Raw genomic sequence first — 15,227 nt, 5'->3', positions numbered from 1 at the left:
CGGCGGAACATCCTCCGCGCCGGGCGGGTTTATTCGGGGGTGAAACGGTCAGGCCGCTTCGGCGGCCGGCGCTTGCAGGAAACGCAGGTATTCCCGCAACAGCAGGTCCCACAATTCCACCTGCGCCCGCAGCCAGGCCGCAGACACGCCGCCCGCAGGCAGCACATCCAGCGACAGCACCAGCGCGTCGCCATGACGGGCCAACCGCGCAAAACGGCGGTCCCGGTTCCACAGCGCCACTTTTTCTTCGGGGAAATCGCCTTGAATGCGCAACACGCAACGGAAGGCGCAATCCACATAACGTTCACCGCTCTCGTCCGGCAGGCGGTTGCCGAAGGCCACGGTAAAGCCCAGGCCTTGCAGCGCGCTTTCGATGACCACGTCCTGTTGATGACGGACCTCGGCGGCGCGGCAGCCCGCCTGTTGCAGGGCATCGATGATCAGCGCGGGAGTCAGGGCGGTCAGCAGGGTTTCGTTCATGGGTATTCAGCCTTGAGAAGGTCGACGGAGATGACGGATGGCAGACGCCGGATTGATGGCTTCCGCCGGGGCCGGGGCAGCATCCGGCACCGGTGGCAAGGTGGCGTCCTGCATGCGGTGGCGGTAATCCTGAACCAGGTTTTCCAGCGTCACCTGATACAGGCCGGTCACGGTTTCGTGTTCGCGCAGGGCTTCCCAGAAATCCTGCTGCCGGTAGCGACCCAGGACCTCGGCGGTCAGGTCTGCCAGCTTGCCGTTGGCGTCCAGGCAAATCTTTTCCCGCGCCGTTCCGCTTTGCAGCATCCCGGCCTGTTGCAGGCGCACCGCCTGCAACTCCTTCAGCGCCACGCCTGTCTGGGCCAGTTCGCTGCGGGCCTGGGCCAGCTCGGCGCGCACGCCTTCCAGTTCGGCTTGCAGCGCCACAAAACGGTCATTCTGCTCCCGCGTCGTTTCACGCAGTTTCAGCACTTCCGGGGAAGTTTTCGGCGCGGGCGCGGCCTTGGGCGCTTTGGCGGCTTCGGTCTGGGCAGCGGCCAGTTGCGCCTTCAGCTGGAAGTTTTCATCTTCCAGCTGGCGTTTTTCCAGCACGGCCTGACGCACCTGATCGCGCAGGCGGTCGGCAGCCGGATCGGCGGCCAGCGCCGGACGGGACAACCCCGCCGTCGCCAGCGCGACCCACAGGATGAGGCGAGCGGTTTTCATCCCCTGTCTCCTTAGAACCGGGCGTTCACGTCCAGTTGCAACACATTGATTTCCAGCGGCATGCCGGTGATTTCGGTAGCGCTCAGCCAGCGCGCGCCCACCCAGGCGTTATGGCTGAAGCCATAGCTGCCGCCAACAAAGAAGCCCTTGGCGTTGGTGCCGCCCAGATGGAAATCCGAATCGGTGAAGGCATCGGGGGCCGCATCGGTTTCGATATAGCGATAGCCGAACTGCGCGTTCCACTGGCCGCGCTCGGCCACCTTGCCGTGACCCACCCGCACCTGGAACTGATAGCCCATGTCGCCGCCGTCATAGGCCGGGACGCATCCGGCGGTGCTGCAATTGCCGTAGTTGTTGTTCGGCGTCTTGGCGATCACCTTCGAGCGGTCAAACGCCAGGTTCTGCAGCGCTTCCAGATCAAACTGGAAATGCAGCGGCCCGCTCAGCGACTGATCCACCGTCAGGTTGAGGTTGGCGACGCGAAAGGCCGACGCCAGCCCGAAATACTGGTATTGCGGATCGGTGGCGTTCGCCAGCGTCAATTGACGGATCGCGAATACCGTATTTCCCTTCTGCATCGACGTGGCGCGGGTATGGTCGGTATCGCAGGCCACGGAGGCATTGGGGGCATAGCATGGCGATGACAATTCCCCCTGCAGGTGCTGGAAATCGTAATAGCCGACACTGGCGCGGTAGGCCGTTCCCCGGTCCTGCCAGTCGCCGCCCAGTTGCAGGCCGAACAGGCGGCGATCGTTGCTGCCGATCTTGGTCAGGCTGTTGGCCGGAAAGTTCGTATCCGCGCCGGACAGCGCAAACACCCCGCCGGTGGCGAACAGGCGGCCGTGTTCGCCCCAGCCGCGCCGGTATTGTGCGGCAATGCCGTCAAAGCCCAGATCCTTGTCCCACATCAGCTCAGTCGGAGCCAGCCACGGACTGGCCATGCGCCCCACCGACATCGTGGTTCCGGTTGCGGGCTGGTAACGCAGATAAGCACGGTCCAGCGCCAGTCCCGGCTTGTTCAGGTCGGGGCCGAAAGTGGTGGTGGTCGAGACCGGATTGGTGGTGTTGCCGGTGGTGATGCGGAACAAGGCGTCCACGCGTTCATTCACCTGCGCCTGCAACGCCAGGCGCGCACGCAGCCGCGACTGGGCGCGGTCCTGATCGGAATTCAGCGCCGGAATCACCAGCGGCTGCCCCGTGGCGGGCGCGGCGATATTGACCGGCGAACCGGCGTTGATGGCGCCGTAATTGATGACCGGTGTCGCCTGCTGCACCACCACGCCGTTGATGACGCTGTTGATCTTGTTGTCGCCGTAGATATCGTTCTGCTGGCGCACCATCAGGTCGCCGGAAAACTTCAGGCGGCGGGTCCATTCCGGGGCGGCCTCCACCTGCACCCAACCTTCCTTCTTGGCCGCCTCCAGCACTTCCGTTTTCAGCTCATCACGAATCTTCTGGCGCTCGCTGTCCGGCAGGTAGACCGCGCGCACCCGGCCCGCCGGTTCGGCAACCGCAGCCGCCGGGGCTGACGGAACAGCCGTCACGGCGACCGGCGCGGCCGGAACCTGTAGCGACGACGGGGCGGGAACAGCCGCCACAACGGGAGCAGCCGTCGGAGTCACCACCGGAGCCGGGGCAACCGGCGCGACTACCGGTGCAACGGCAACCGGCTTCACCGGCGCAGCCGGAGCCGCTTCCGGCGCGGCCTGACCGGCCTGCAACTGCTGCACCAGCTTGCGGGCGTCGTCCACGCTCAGCGCCTTGCTGCTGACCAGAAACTTCAGCAAATCGTCCGACGACTTCTTGTCCGCCGCCATCTGTTCCACCGTCTTGCGCACATCGTCCAGCGACAAGGCGCCGCTATTGATCAGGTAGCGCAGCAGGTTGCGGGAAGCGTCCGGGGAAATGGCGGCCCCCGGCGTTGCCGCGGCGGCAGCCTTAACCTCGGCGGCTTGGGCCGGAGACAGCCAGACCGCCGCCAGCGCCAGCGCCAGGCAGGTCGGCTTCAGGACAGGAGAGGCGGCCTGGGGGGCGGAACGCCTGAGTGTGCTCATTCGCAAAGTCTCCGATCAGGCCGTCTCCGCCAGGAGAACGGCCGCGTCACGTTAAGTAAGATGTTTCGTGGCCGGTCCGTCAGTAACGAACCGGTTCAATATTGATTTCGTAGACCCCGGCCTTGCCGTCCGGCGGTGCGCTGGAAATCCGTCCCACCGCTGTCATGCGGCGCTCCAGCAGGCGGTCCACGTCCGGTTTTTCGCCATCCACCACCGTCACCCGCTCAATGCGACCATCCGCCGCCACCTGGACGCTCACCCGCACTTTCTTGTGCATGGTGCTGCGCAGGCGGTCATCCGCCAGCAAGGCCCGCCGCAGGTCCCGCACAATCACGGCGGTGTACTGGGCAACCTCACCGTTGCCGCCGTTGCCATTACCGATGCCGGTCGCCGGGCCTTCATAGGGCGTTCCCCCGGTCTTGCCCGCCAGATCGCCCGGACCGCTGCTGTCCGCCGCCAGCGCGGGCGGTGAATCCAGCTTCGGTGCGGGCGCTTGCGGTGTGGGCGTCGGGGCTTGTTGCTCCACTTTCGCCGTCTCCGGCTTCGGCTCCATCTTCGGCGGCGGGGGCGGAGGAGGCGGCGGTGGGGGCGGCGTCAGCAATTTCAGCTGCACCACGTCCGGCACCGGCTTTTTCGTCTTGTGGCCGGACATCACCGCCTTCACCGCCAGAACCACCAGTCCGATGATCAGCAGCGCAATCACGGCCTGAACGATGCGCCCGACCCAGGGATTTTTCGGTTTGCGCCGCCGCGAAGCCGCGCCCGCCACGGCCGTGTTCATTGCACCAACCGTTGCGTCACCAGCCCCAGCTGGGTGATGTCCAGCTTGCCCAGGAGCGCCAGCACATCCACCACGTTGTGGTACTGGGTCTCGCTGTCGCCGCGAACCACCACCGGCACTTCCGGGTTTTCGGCCTTCTTGGCGCGCATCCGGTCTTCCAGCTCCGCCATCGTCACCGGTACGGCATCCATGAACACCTTGCCGTCATTGGTGATGGTGATGGCCACCGTCTTCGGTTTCGACAGGCTGGGCTGGTCACTGGCCTTGGGCAGATTGACCTTCATCCCCTGCACGGCGGCGGTGGTCATGATGATGAAGATCACCAGCAGCACATAGGACAGGTCCAGCATGGGCGTGATGTTGATATCGTCGTAGGCCTTGTCTTCATTCATCTGCATGGCGGCGCTCCCCCCCTTACTTGTCCGACATGGCGCTCAGCGCCGCCGGATCGTTGTAGTTTTCCGCCATGCGGGTGATGAAGGCCTCGATGAAGACCTGCATTTCCAGCGAGGCTTCCTTGGTGCGGGTCAGCAGGTAGTTGTAGCCAAAGAGCGCCGGGATCGCGACGAACAGACCGGCCACCGTCGCCGCCAGCGCCGCCGAGATACCGGGAGCGATCGCGTTGACATTGACTTCCCCCGCCGCCGCCACCGCCGCGAAGGTGATCATGACGCCCACCACCGTACCCAGCAGACCGATGAAGGGGCCGCCGGAAATGGCGATGGTCAGCAACACCATGCTCTTGTTCAGCGCTTGCGATTCGCGCAGCAGCGACGAGTTCAGCGTGGCGCGGATGGCTTCGATCGACTGGTCGGACAACACGGTTAAAGGCTTGCCGGTGCGCGGATCGATCTGCAAACGGTCATGCAGTTCGTCAATGCCGGTGTGGAAAATGTGCATCAGCGGCGCATCCTGCAGCAGGTCGAGGGTGTCCTCTTCCAGCTTCAGCGTGCTGTTGCCATTGGGGATGGTGGCCTGGTGCAACTGGGCGAAATCGCCCTTCACCGACTTGAAGGTTTCCAGGAAGGCGGTATTGGCGCGGGTGACGCGACCTACCTGCAAGCCCTTGCGCGCCATGATCGTCCAGCTGATCAGCATCATCACCAGCAGCACGCCGATCACAACCCAGCCGTCCAGCGTCACCGACGCCATGATCACGCCGAAATAGCCGGTGCTGAAGCCGGACTGCTGTTCGGCCGGGGTAAACTTCAGCAGCTTGTCGGCCGTGCCCTGGTTCATCGCCTGGGTTTGCACCCAGCCCGCGTCGCGCGCCGTCTTCGAGATTTGCAGTTCGTCAATTTCACCGTGGAAACGCTGCACCGCGCCATCGCCGCCCAACGTCGCCACGCCGCTGATGCCGCTGGCCAAACCGTGCGCCAGCGTGCCGCGCAGCTGCCCGTCCACATACAGCTGGGTCTGCACCGGGTTGGCGATCACCGCCACGTGGTGCCAGTTGTTATCGGCAATCTGGGCTGACAACGGCGTGGGCGAACCGTCAATCGCCACATACGGCGAGCCGTTGTTCAGGCCGATGGTCAGCGCCGTCTGGCCGCGCCAGGCAAAGATGGTGGAGGTTTCCGCCGCCGCCGGTTTCACCCACGCCGACCAGGTCATGCCGTTACCGCCGGGAATGCTCAGGGTGGACGGCAGGTTGACCGCATTGCTGCCGTCAAAGCGGGCAGCGTTGCCGATCAGGCCGCTTTCATTGGTGGAGACGGCCGTCATGGCTGTATTGCGGTTGACCGTCGCATCCGCGGCCGGAGCGCCCTTCTCGCCAAAGTGATAGACCAGCGACTGGTTGGCGTCATACGTGTCCTTGGACGCCGATTCCGCCACGGCCTTTTCATTGCCGTAATACATCCAGACGGTGGTCGGCTTGTCCACGGCCAGCTTCGGCAACTGCACCCAGACAAAGCCCAGATTGAAGACCGGATCGAACTTTTCGATGTGGTACTTCAGCGGCGTCTTGTCGTCCTCGGCCACAAAGCGGATATCCGCGCCATCGGCGGCGGCATCGCTGAACTTCAAGACGCCATCATGCAGGCGGACCAGCACCGGCACGCTGCCCTGCTCGCCGCTCAGGCCGGCGGCCTTGGCGTCCAGCGTAATCTGGCTGCGATATGCCCAATCGTGGTTCCACCAGGCGCTGGCGTCCGGCGACATCAACAGGGTCCCCGCCGCCAGCAGGCATGCCCCGGCGCGGGCGGTCAGCCGCGACAGGCGGCCCGGCTTCGTTTCCGACATCATCTTGCTGCTCATGACTTCACTCATTAGAAATTGGTCCACAGACGGAATAGCACCCGGTTATCCCCCTTGGGACTGTTGGGTCCGGCCGTCATCAGGCGGCTCCAGTCCAGCAGCCCGCCGTAACGTCCTCCGGCGCTCATCGACATCCCCGCCCCCATACTCAGCAAATCCACGTGCGGGTCGTTGTCCGCCAGCGCCTGATGCAGATGCAGGCTGGCGCCGTCGGCAAAGATGAACGGACGGAACTCCTGAACATGGCGGGTCACCCAGCCCTCCGGCATCAGATCCGGCAGCGACGGCCCGCGCAGTTCCAATCCGCCGGTCGCGCCGTAATCCCCCTGGGCTTCCGACTCCAGGTAACCGCGCACCGAGTCCATGCCGCCCGCGCTCAGCTGCTCGTTGGAGATCAACGGCTGCTCGCTGAGTTGCACGGTGGTGCGCGCCGCCAGTTCAAATCCCTTGGGCAGGAAGCGGTTGTATGCCAGCGACGACCGCAGGTAGAGCATCTGCCCGGTGCTGTGGTAGCGCGTCAGGTTCAGTTGCTCGGAACTGCTGCCCAGGTTGGCGAAGGCGAAATTGAGGGTGGCGTCGAATTGCAGCGTGTGGGTGTCATAGCGGGCAAACCGCGCATAGTTCAGCGACACCGGGTAATAGCGCAGCGGCGAGGCGCTGGAAGACCCGCCCACCTGTACCCGGTTCTGGAAATTCTTGGCGTCGAACCCCAGGCTCAGGTTCTCGATGCGTTGCGGCGTGGCGATCAGTTGCCAGTTCCCGCGCAAGCCGACGCTGCACCCCTTGCCCACCACACCAATGCCGCCCACCGTCGCCACATCACTGTCGGTGCGCAGCGCATTCAGTTGCAGCGTGTAGGGCTTGCGGTCAAAGCGGAAAACATAGTTGGCCAGAAAAACCTTGCCGTCGCTGGCGCGGTCGGGCGCGGTCTGGAAAAACAGCGCGGCGCTGTCGCCGCGCTGCCACAGGTTGTCATAGGAGGCGCTGGCCGACACCCGGCGGTGGCTGGTGTTCTGGCTGTAACGGTTATTCAGCTCCAGCATGCCGTGCAGCGGCAACTTGTCCGCCACCACCAGATCGGCATCCATGGAGCCGGGCGTCGGGCCGTTCTGCAGTGACGGCGTCACCGACAAGTCCGTGGCGGAGTTAAGCGCCACCAGATCGTCCTGCAAGGCGTTGAAGTCCGGTACCCGGCCTTCGGCGATCGACCCGGCCATGCGGCGAATGCGCTCGGGCGAATGGTATTTGCTACCGACCACTTTCAAGCGGCGGATGCGGCCTTCGGTCACGGTCAGCATCACCGTACCGTCCTTCACCGCCTGCCGGGGAATGGTCACGGAAACGGTCTTGAAGCCCTGATCGGCGTAAAGCTTTTCCAACGCCTCGCGGGCATGGTCCACATCTTCCGGAACACGGTTCGGGCCCAGAAACGGCAGCAGGACTTCCTGAATGTCGGAGTCATCCAGCACGGTATTGCCGTCCACCACGATTTCCCACAGATCCAGCGTCCGCAGCGGTCGCACCGTCGGCGCAGCCGAGGCGGCCGAACCCGTTTCATCCGCCGCATTGGCGAAGCCCGCGGCTAGTGCGATGGCTGTGACCGCCCAGCAGACGGCTACCCTATTCGAAGATATCAACTCAGGAATTCCGCTTCGCCCGACAGTCCCCAGCTTCATCATCCCGGCGAAAACTGACTGTCACATTGCCTAAATACAGACCGGCTACAGTCGCCGGATCGATCACGACACGACCGGCGTATCTTCCCGCCCGTCCCGATCGACAGGCGGCAGTATCGGGGGCGACTGTTACAGAACGATGTCTCGATTCCGCCGCTGCCGCCCCCCTGAATTGACTGAAACGGGCACGGCCCGGATGGAGAAAGTGATGAAATTGCGGAGCGCGGGCGTCAATGGCGCCACCACCCTGCGCGGTGCGGAAATGACGAGGGGCAAGCCCTCGCGCTGGCCATGGATGGTAATTGCGGCCCTGTTCGGCCTGATCGCGCTGCTGCTGAAACTGGGTTCCGGCGCGGATGCCGACCCGCAGGGCGCTTATCACCGGCTGGAGCCGGTTGGACCGGGGGCGGATGTATACAGTCAACCGGATCATGAAGCGTCGGCCACGGCTGCCGTTAAGGGCTCGGGCCAGGTTACGGAGAGTACCGGCGCCCTACCCATGCCCAACGGTGAAAACGGGTCAGGTGGATCGTCCGGGGGCATTACCGGCTGGATCTCCAACCTGTTTGGCCATGACAGCGAGCCGTCGGCGATGTCAGCCGAAACAGGTTCTCGGGGCGGGGTCATCCGCACCACGTCGCCGGTTGTACCCGGCGTCGTCTCGGCCGCGCCGGTAGCATCGGCGGCCGCTACAACCACGGCGCACACGCTAAGTAACGATCAGTTGATGCAACCGGGTGACGACTCCGCCTTTCTGAAGGATGGCGAACCGGGTGAGGAGGCTGGCGGTGGCTCGCAGTATTGAGCCGCTGCCCGGGATGGCGGTGAACGGGGATTTGTCGCCGGACTCCGTGTATGTGGCGCTCTACCGGGAGCATCGCCGGGATTATCCCGACGATGCCCGGCGCTGCCTGTTGTTACTGGCGGAACTGTCGGGCAGTTCGCTGGCAGCGGTGATGCTGTTTCCACGGTTACGGGCGTTTGTGGAGGGGGAAGGCTGATTTTGTATTCGATGGCGAACAGATCAATGCCATCAAACCATCAGCTTAATCTTCTCCGCAATCCCATCACACGATTGGCTTAACTTCCTCTCGCAAATACTGTACAAGCCTTGGCCATTCTGTTTTTCTCACCGATGCATTTGCATGCCAACCGGTTTCTACACTTAGCTCTTCAACAAGCTCCTCAAATCGAGGATTACCAGCCAAACGCGCCACAATTAGGCACTGTGGCTTAAACACATAATTATGAAAATGATCTCGATAGCGTGTGTCTGCTTCGCCATTCAACAATAAGTCTAATCCCTGAATCGTGCATGCTAAATCCATAGCAGGGAACAAGGCTTCCTCCATAGCATTTAGCCATCGATCCGCATCTTGAAAGGAGCTAATATCACGACGTTCAGTCGGCCACTTAAGAACACGAAAGAAAAGGTCAGCCGAAAATACAGTATCCTCTCCAAAAAACTTAAAATGCTGACATATCTCTTGTACCGCCTTACAAGATACTCTTAAAGAAACTTCAACATTTAGTACACCATCATAGTTATCACAGATATAACTAATATATTGCTTACAAAAATCACCATCTCTTATAAATGCAACAAGCCGGTTCTCCCATGGATTTTTATCTTTAACGAAATTGCCATGTCGAGCAAGAACCGTATCAAACTGCGGATCAAACCATTTCTTGAATTGGCCCTTGGTCTGCGGAAACTCACTACCCGCACTCCAAGCTGCTTGCAGGCCTTGCCAGATCTTATTACGCGCCGCCGGCAACACCTGGCCGCTGGGCAAGAACACCATCACCAGATTCTCGTTGTATAGCACCACCTGATGCTTTGCAGCGACCTCCACCATTTTTACCAGAATATGCTGCCAATCCTCATATGGCATTTCAATGCGCATCGCGGCGCGTCCATTCCCCTTGGCACGGCCCGGTAAATCCCACAAGAACTGCTGCCACCCCTCTTCGCCACAATTTTGCAGGTAGGCGGCCACCTCTTCCGCAAAACTTTGCAGACCTGCTGACGGCCCCTCTTCCTGTGTCAAAAGCCGCGCCGCTTGCTCACCGGCCACAGCAAAGTCCTTCGGCATACCGTGATGCCGGGCGTCCCACGCCACGATATAGTGATTGCTCATGAAGTTATAAATCCTTGATCATCAGATACTCCTCATCCTACCTCAGTACCCGGTACCCTCAACAGCCACATCGGGCAGCCGCCACCTGCGCCACACGCCTCCCATTGACACCGCCGCCCCCGCATAGTACATACAAATCATAAGGTTACTGCCAAAGCCGCCGTAGCCATCCTCCAAGCGGACGTCCCCATGAAAATCCAGTTCCTCGGCGCCACCCAGACCGTTACCGGCTCCAAATACCTGCTGACCTCCGGCGACACCAAAATCCTGATCGACTGCGGCCTCTACCAGGGCTACAAATGGCTGCGCCAGCGCAACCGCGAGCCCCTGCCTTTCAAGGCCTCGTCGCTGGATGCCGTCATCCTCACCCACGCGCACATCGACCACACCGGCTACCTGCCGGTGCTGTACAAGGAAGGCTTTCGCGGCCCGGTGTACTGCCATCACGCCACCAAGGCGCTCAGCGAAATCCTGCTGCGCGATGCCGGGCATTTGCAGGAAGAAGACGCCAAATTTTACGAGCGCCACAAGATCGGCAAGCACGAAAAGCCGGAACCGCTTTACGACATCGACACCGCCGTCGCCAGTTGCCGTCTGCTGAAAGGCGTGTCCTTCGACCATCCGTTCAAGGTCGGCGATCTGACCATCCATCTGCATCCCGTCGGCCACCTGCTGGGTGCGGGCAGCACCATCATCGCCGGGGAAGGCAAAACCGTCGGTTTCTCGGGCGATGTCGGTCGGCCCAACGACCTGTTCATGTTCCCGCCCGCGCCGCTGCCCGCGCTGGATCTGCTGGTACTGGAGTCCACTTATGGCAACCGGCAGCACACCAGCAACGATCCGTGGCAGCAACTGGAAACCATTGTCAATGAGACTGCCCGGCGCGGCGGTGTACTGGCGGTGCCCAGCTTCGCGGTCGGCCGCACGCAAATACTCCTGCACATGCTCACGCGGCTGATGGATGAACAACGCATCAAGCGCGTGCCGATTTTCCTCGACAGCCCGATGGCGATTGATGCGTCGGAAATCTATTGCGAATACAACGAGCTGCACCGGTTGAGCGCGGAGGAATGCCGCAGCCTCTGCCAGGCCACTACCTTTACCCGCACCGTCGATCAGTCCAAGCAGTTGAGCGAGGAAGACGGCAGCCATATCATCATCGCGGGCAGCGGCATGGCCACCGGCGGACGCATCCTGCATCACATGAAGCGGCTGCTGCCCTTCCCGAAAAACACCATCATGTTTACCGGATTTCAGGCGGGGGGAACGCGGGGGGCGAATATGCTGGAAGGGGCCGAAGCGATCAAGATTCACGGGGCTTATGTGCCCTGCGCGGCGCATGTCGAATTGCTCGACGGCCTGTCGGGTCACGCGGATTATGCGGAAATCACGGAATGGCTGAAGGCCTCGGCGCTGACGCCGCAGACCCGCATCTATCTGGTGCATGGCGAGCCGGATGCCGCCGACCACCAGCGCAAATACATCGAGGAACAAACGCCGATGACGGTGAAGGTCGCGGAATACATGCAGACCATCACCGTCTGAGCGCGGTCAGGCCACCTTGCGGTAAAGCACGTCCCACACACCGTGGCCCAGCTTCTGGCCACGGTTCTCGAACTTGGTCAACGGACGGAAATCCGGGCGTTCGGCAAACTGTCCGGGCCCGGCCATGTTCTCGAACCCCTCAGCGACTTCCAGAATCTCCAGCATCCAGTCCGCATAGGGCTGCCAGTCGGTCGCGGCGTGGAACACCCCGCCCGTCTTCAGCTTGCGGCGAATCAACTGCATGATGTGCGTCTGCACAAAACGACGCTTGTGGTGCTTCTTCTTCGGCCAGGGGTCGGCAAAATACAGTTGCACCGTGTCAATACAGGCATCGGGGAAGAAATGCTCCAGCGCCAGCAGGGCGTCGGCATCCATCACCCGCAGGTTGGGCAGATCCACGCTACCCGCTTCAAAACAGATTTGCGCAATGCCGTTGGGATGAATCTCGATGCCGATGAAATCGCGCTCCGGCGCGGCCTGCGCCATCTGCACCAGCGAATAGCCCATACCGAAACCGATTTCCACCGTCAGCGGTGCCACGCGACCAAACACGGCCTCCTGATTGAAGGTTTGGCCTTCCATGTTCAGCAGGTAGCGGCCGCCGAACTGTTCCAGCCCCTGCTTTTGCGAGGTGGTGAATGCCGACGAGCGCTTCATGAAAGTCAGGATGCGCCGCTTGTGTTCCTCGGGAACATCGGCGGCGGGATTGGCAACGGGTTCAGTCATGGCAGCGGGACTTCTGATCGGGTTACTTGAAAAACAGGCCGTCCAGCGGACTGGAAGCCGAGGCGTAAAGCTTGCGGGGCATGCGTCCGGCCAGCCAGGCCTCGCGACCGGCTTCGACAGCCTTCTTCATCGCGGAGGCCATCAGCACCGGATTTTTCGCCTTGGCAATGGCAGTGTTCATCAGCACCCCGGCGCAGCCCAGTTCCATGGCGATGGCGGCATCGGAAGCGGTGCCGACCCCGGCATCGACAATGATCGGTACCGTCGCCTGTTCCATGATGATGCGCAGGTTATACGGATTGATGATGCCCAGGCCGGAGCCGATCAGGCTGCCCAGTGGCATTACCGCCACGCAACCCATTTCTTCCAGCTGCTTGGCAATGATGGGATCATCCGAGGTATAGACCATCACCTGGAAACCATCCTTGACCAGCACTTCCGCCGCCTTCAGCGTTTCCACCACGTTCGGGTACAGGGTCTTTTCATCACCCAGCACTTCCAGCTTGACCAGCGAATGTCCGTCCAGCAATTCGCGGGCCAGACGGCAGGTGCGCACCGCGTCGTCAGCGGTATAGCAACCGGCGGTATTCGGCAGGATGGTGTACTTGTCCGGGCTGATCACATCCAGCAGGTTGGGCTCGCCGGGCGTCTGGCCGATGTTGGTGCGGCGTACCGCCACCGTCACGATTTCCGCGCCGCTGGCCTCAATGGCCAGTCGGGTCTCTTCCAGGTCGCGGTACTTGCCCGTACCCACCAGTAGCCGGGATTCATAGGTCTTACCGGCCAGCAACAGCATCTCATCATTCATTACGTTCAACCTCCGCCAATGGCGTGGACAATTTCAACCTTGTCGCCCGGCTGCAACCGGGTTTCGGCATGACGGCTGCGGGGGACGATGTTCGCGTTCACTTCCACCGCCAGCCGCTTACCGGTCAGTTCCAGCTGCTGCAACAGTTCCAGCACCGTGGAACCCTCGATCAATTCTTGCGGCGCGCCGTTCACCAGAATCTGCATTCAAATCCCCTTTTGCCAGGCGGCAACGGCCAGCCAGACCCAACCGGCAATAAACGCCAGCCCGCCGATGGGCGTAATCGCCCCGAACCAGCGCGGCGCGCCCAGCGCCATCGCGTACAGCGAACCGGAAAAAATCACGATGCCCGTCAGCAGGCAAAAACCAATACCGCGACTCAGCGACAGATCAGGCCGCGCCGCCGCCAGCAGGCCCACGGCCAGCAGTCCCAGCGCGTGAATGAAATGATAGTCACAGCCCGTATGCCACCAAGCCAGCTGCTCAGCCGTCAGGCGGGCTTTCAGACCATGCGCGCCAAAGGCCCCCAGCGCGACCGCCAGGGCCAGGTTCAGACTTCCCAACGCCACCCACATGGTGATCGCTCCAATAAAAAGGCCGCGCAAAAGCGCGGCCGGTATTATGCGTTGCCGGGATCAGGCTGTCAGCATCGCCGTCTTGATCTTTTCCATCGCATTCTTTTCCAGCTGGCGGATCCGCTCGGCGGAGACGTTGTATTCCGCCGCCAGTTCGTGCAGCGTGGCCTTGTCATCGGCCAGCCAGCGTCGGGTCAGGATGTCGCGCGAACGGTCATCCAGACGGCCCATCGCGGCCACCAGGCGTTCGGTGCTGTCCTCTTCCCAGTTCGACTCTTCCAGCATGCGCGCCGGATCGTAGCGGTTGTCTTCCAGATACAGGGCCGGGGCGTGCGCGGCGCGCTCATCCTCATCATCCGAGACACTGGCTTCAAAGGAAGCATCGTAAGCCGACAGGCGGCCTTCCATTTCCAGCACCTGCTCCGCCGTCACGTTCAGATCGCTGGCGATCGACTCGGCTTCGGCCTGGGTCAGGCTGCGGCTGCCTTTCTTCATGCCGCGCAGGTTGAAGAACAGCTTGCGTTGGGCCTTGGTGGTGGCGACCTTGACGATGCGCCAGTTCTTGATCACGTATTCGTGGATTTCCGCCTTGATCCAGTGCACGGCGAACGACACCAGACGCACGCCCATGCGCGGATCGAAACGCTTGACCGCCTTCATCAGGCCGACGTTGCCTTCCTGGATCAGGTCTGCCTGCTGCAGGCCGTAACCGGCGTAACTGCGGGCGATATGCACCACGAAACGCAGGTGCGCCAACACCAACTGGCGGGCGGCATCCAGGTCTTCTTCATAGAAATAGCGCTCAGCCAGTTCGCGCTCTTCCTCGACGGTGAGGATGGCGACCTGATTGACATTGGCAATGTACGCGCCCAGATTGGCTCCGGGTGCGGCGAGCGTCACCGGTACAAGACCGCGACTGGTGCTCATGCGTGCTTCTCCTACGGGTAAAAGTGAACGTTGATACTTTAATAATACCGCCGTTAGCTTAGGCGCTCCAGCCCCAATTGCAAGGGTTTTATGGCGGTTGTGTAAGGCTTCTTTACACTGGAAAGATAATCCCGGGAGCCGTTTTGAAATTGACGCAAATCAATCACAATGTGATATAAATCCAACATGATTATCTGTTATCATCAGGCCATTAACCCACCTCGGAGAGTTGACCATGAAAAAGTCCCTGCTTGCGCTGACCGCCCTTGGCGTGATGATGGCTTCCGGCTTTGCCGCTGCTGCTGACCGTAATGGTGAAGCGGTCTTCAAGGCTGTCTGCACCACTTGTCACACCGCCGGCCTGATGAACGCCCCCAAGTTCGGCGACAAGGCTGCCTGGGCTCCACGTATCGCCCAAGGCAAACCCACCCTGTACAGTCACGCGCTGGCCGGTATCCGCATGATGCCCGCCAAGGGCACCTGCGCCAACTGTACAGAAGGTGAAATCAAGGCCGCCGTGGATTACATGGTCAGCAAGGCCAAGTAATCGTCG

At 61.7% G+C, this 15,227-nt stretch carries 17 protein-coding genes; 4 read left to right on the top strand and 13 right to left on the bottom strand.

The genetic code is table 11. The annotated features are described in order from the left end of the window. Positions 1 to 48 precede the first annotated feature (48 nt). The 7 genes from EV700_RS06655 to EV700_RS06625 all read right to left on the bottom strand — a co-directional run bounded on the left by EV700_RS06655 (position 49) and on the right by EV700_RS06625 (position 7,913). Positions 49 to 480, bottom strand: coding sequence for a YbjN domain-containing protein (locus EV700_RS06655; RefSeq protein WP_130412025.1), 432 nt, complete (start codon positions 478 to 480; stop codon positions 49 to 51). A 6-nt stretch (positions 481 to 486) separates the two neighbouring features. Then, positions 487 to 1,182 carry a hypothetical protein gene (locus EV700_RS06650; protein WP_130412024.1) on the bottom strand — a complete coding sequence of 232 codons (696 nt, stop codon included), beginning with the start codon at positions 1,180 to 1,182 and terminating at the stop codon, positions 487 to 489. Between the two features lie 11 nt (positions 1,183 to 1,193). Beyond that, positions 1,194 to 3,236, bottom strand: a complete 2,043-nt coding sequence (locus EV700_RS06645; protein WP_130412023.1) for a putative porin — start codon at positions 3,234 to 3,236, stop codon at positions 1,194 to 1,196. Positions 3,237 to 3,315: 79 nt separating this feature from the next. Further along, positions 3,316 to 4,017, bottom strand: coding sequence for a cell envelope integrity TolA C-terminal domain-containing protein (locus EV700_RS06640; RefSeq protein WP_130412022.1), 702 nt, complete (start codon positions 4,015 to 4,017; stop codon positions 3,316 to 3,318). Further along, positions 4,014 to 4,415: an ExbD/TolR family protein gene (locus EV700_RS06635; protein ID WP_130412021.1), complete on the bottom strand. Its 402-nt coding sequence runs from the start codon at positions 4,413 to 4,415 to the stop codon at positions 4,014 to 4,016. The genes EV700_RS06640 and EV700_RS06635 overlap by 4 nt, the downstream gene beginning before the upstream one ends. Before the next feature lie 16 nt (positions 4,416 to 4,431). Then, positions 4,432 to 6,276, bottom strand: coding sequence for a DUF2341 domain-containing protein (locus EV700_RS06630; RefSeq protein WP_207224598.1), 1,845 nt, complete (start codon positions 6,274 to 6,276; stop codon positions 4,432 to 4,434). 11 nt (positions 6,277 to 6,287) lie between these two features. Further along, the gene (locus tag EV700_RS06625) at positions 6,288 to 7,913 is read right to left on the bottom strand and encodes a ShlB/FhaC/HecB family hemolysin secretion/activation protein (RefSeq protein WP_165391357.1); all 1,626 of its coding nucleotides are present in this window, start codon (positions 7,911 to 7,913) and stop codon (positions 6,288 to 6,290) included. A gap of 247 nt (positions 7,914 to 8,160) precedes the next feature. On the opposite strand from EV700_RS06625, the gene EV700_RS06620 reads away from it, so the two are divergent. Beyond that, positions 8,161 to 8,757: a hypothetical protein gene (locus tag EV700_RS06620; protein ID WP_130412017.1), complete on the top strand. Its 597-nt coding sequence runs from the start codon at positions 8,161 to 8,163 to the stop codon at positions 8,755 to 8,757. Next, a complete protein-coding gene (locus EV700_RS06615; RefSeq protein ID WP_130412015.1) occupies positions 8,741 to 8,953 on the top strand; it encodes a hypothetical protein in 213 nt (70 codons plus the stop codon). The genes EV700_RS06620 and EV700_RS06615 overlap by 17 nt, the downstream gene beginning before the upstream one ends. A gap of 66 nt (positions 8,954 to 9,019) precedes the next feature. Here EV700_RS06615 and EV700_RS06610 read toward each other — a convergent pair whose 3' ends face one another. Further along, a complete protein-coding gene (locus EV700_RS06610) occupies positions 9,020 to 10,093 on the bottom strand; it encodes a hypothetical protein (protein WP_130412012.1) in 1,074 nt (357 codons plus the stop codon). Between the two features lie 189 nt (positions 10,094 to 10,282). Here EV700_RS06610 and EV700_RS06605 point away from each other — a divergent pair, with 189 nt between their 5' ends. Then, the gene (locus EV700_RS06605) at positions 10,283 to 11,638 is read left to right on the top strand and encodes an MBL fold metallo-hydrolase RNA specificity domain-containing protein (RefSeq protein ID WP_130412010.1); all 1,356 of its coding nucleotides are present in this window, start codon (positions 10,283 to 10,285) and stop codon (positions 11,636 to 11,638) included. Between the two features lie 6 nt (positions 11,639 to 11,644). Here EV700_RS06605 and trmB read toward each other — a convergent pair whose 3' ends face one another. From trmB to rpoH, 5 genes are read right to left on the bottom strand one after another with little or no spacing between them, the layout of a single operon-like run. Beyond that, positions 11,645 to 12,364 (bottom strand): tRNA (guanosine(46)-N7)-methyltransferase TrmB, encoded by a 720-nt coding sequence (trmB, locus tag EV700_RS06600; protein ID WP_130412008.1) that lies wholly within the window; start codon positions 12,362 to 12,364, stop codon positions 11,645 to 11,647. A 22-nt stretch (positions 12,365 to 12,386) separates the two neighbouring features. Beyond that, the gene (locus EV700_RS06595) at positions 12,387 to 13,172 is read right to left on the bottom strand and encodes a thiazole synthase (protein ID WP_130412006.1); all 786 of its coding nucleotides are present in this window, start codon (positions 13,170 to 13,172) and stop codon (positions 12,387 to 12,389) included. A gap of 5 nt (positions 13,173 to 13,177) precedes the next feature. Next, a complete protein-coding gene (gene thiS / locus EV700_RS06590; protein ID WP_130412004.1) occupies positions 13,178 to 13,378 on the bottom strand; it encodes a sulfur carrier protein ThiS in 201 nt (66 codons plus the stop codon). Continuing rightward, the gene (locus tag EV700_RS06585; protein ID WP_130412002.1) at positions 13,379 to 13,747 is read right to left on the bottom strand and encodes a DUF423 domain-containing protein; all 369 of its coding nucleotides are present in this window, start codon (positions 13,745 to 13,747) and stop codon (positions 13,379 to 13,381) included. Positions 13,748 to 13,807: 60 nt separating this feature from the next. Beyond that, positions 13,808 to 14,674 (bottom strand): RNA polymerase sigma factor RpoH, encoded by an 867-nt coding sequence (gene rpoH / locus EV700_RS06580; RefSeq protein WP_130412000.1) that lies wholly within the window; start codon positions 14,672 to 14,674, stop codon positions 13,808 to 13,810. Between the two features lie 235 nt (positions 14,675 to 14,909). On the opposite strand from rpoH, the gene EV700_RS06575 reads away from it, so the two are divergent. Further along, positions 14,910 to 15,221, top strand: coding sequence for a c-type cytochrome (locus EV700_RS06575; protein WP_207224597.1), 312 nt, complete (start codon positions 14,910 to 14,912; stop codon positions 15,219 to 15,221). Positions 15,222 to 15,227 lie beyond the last annotated feature (6 nt).

Source organism: Fluviicoccus keumensis, assembly GCF_004217445.1.
GTDB lineage: Bacteria > Pseudomonadota > Gammaproteobacteria > Pseudomonadales > Moraxellaceae > Fluviicoccus > Fluviicoccus keumensis.
Note: the sequence above shows the minus strand (reverse complement) of the source record. Positions and strands in the feature narration are given on the sequence as shown.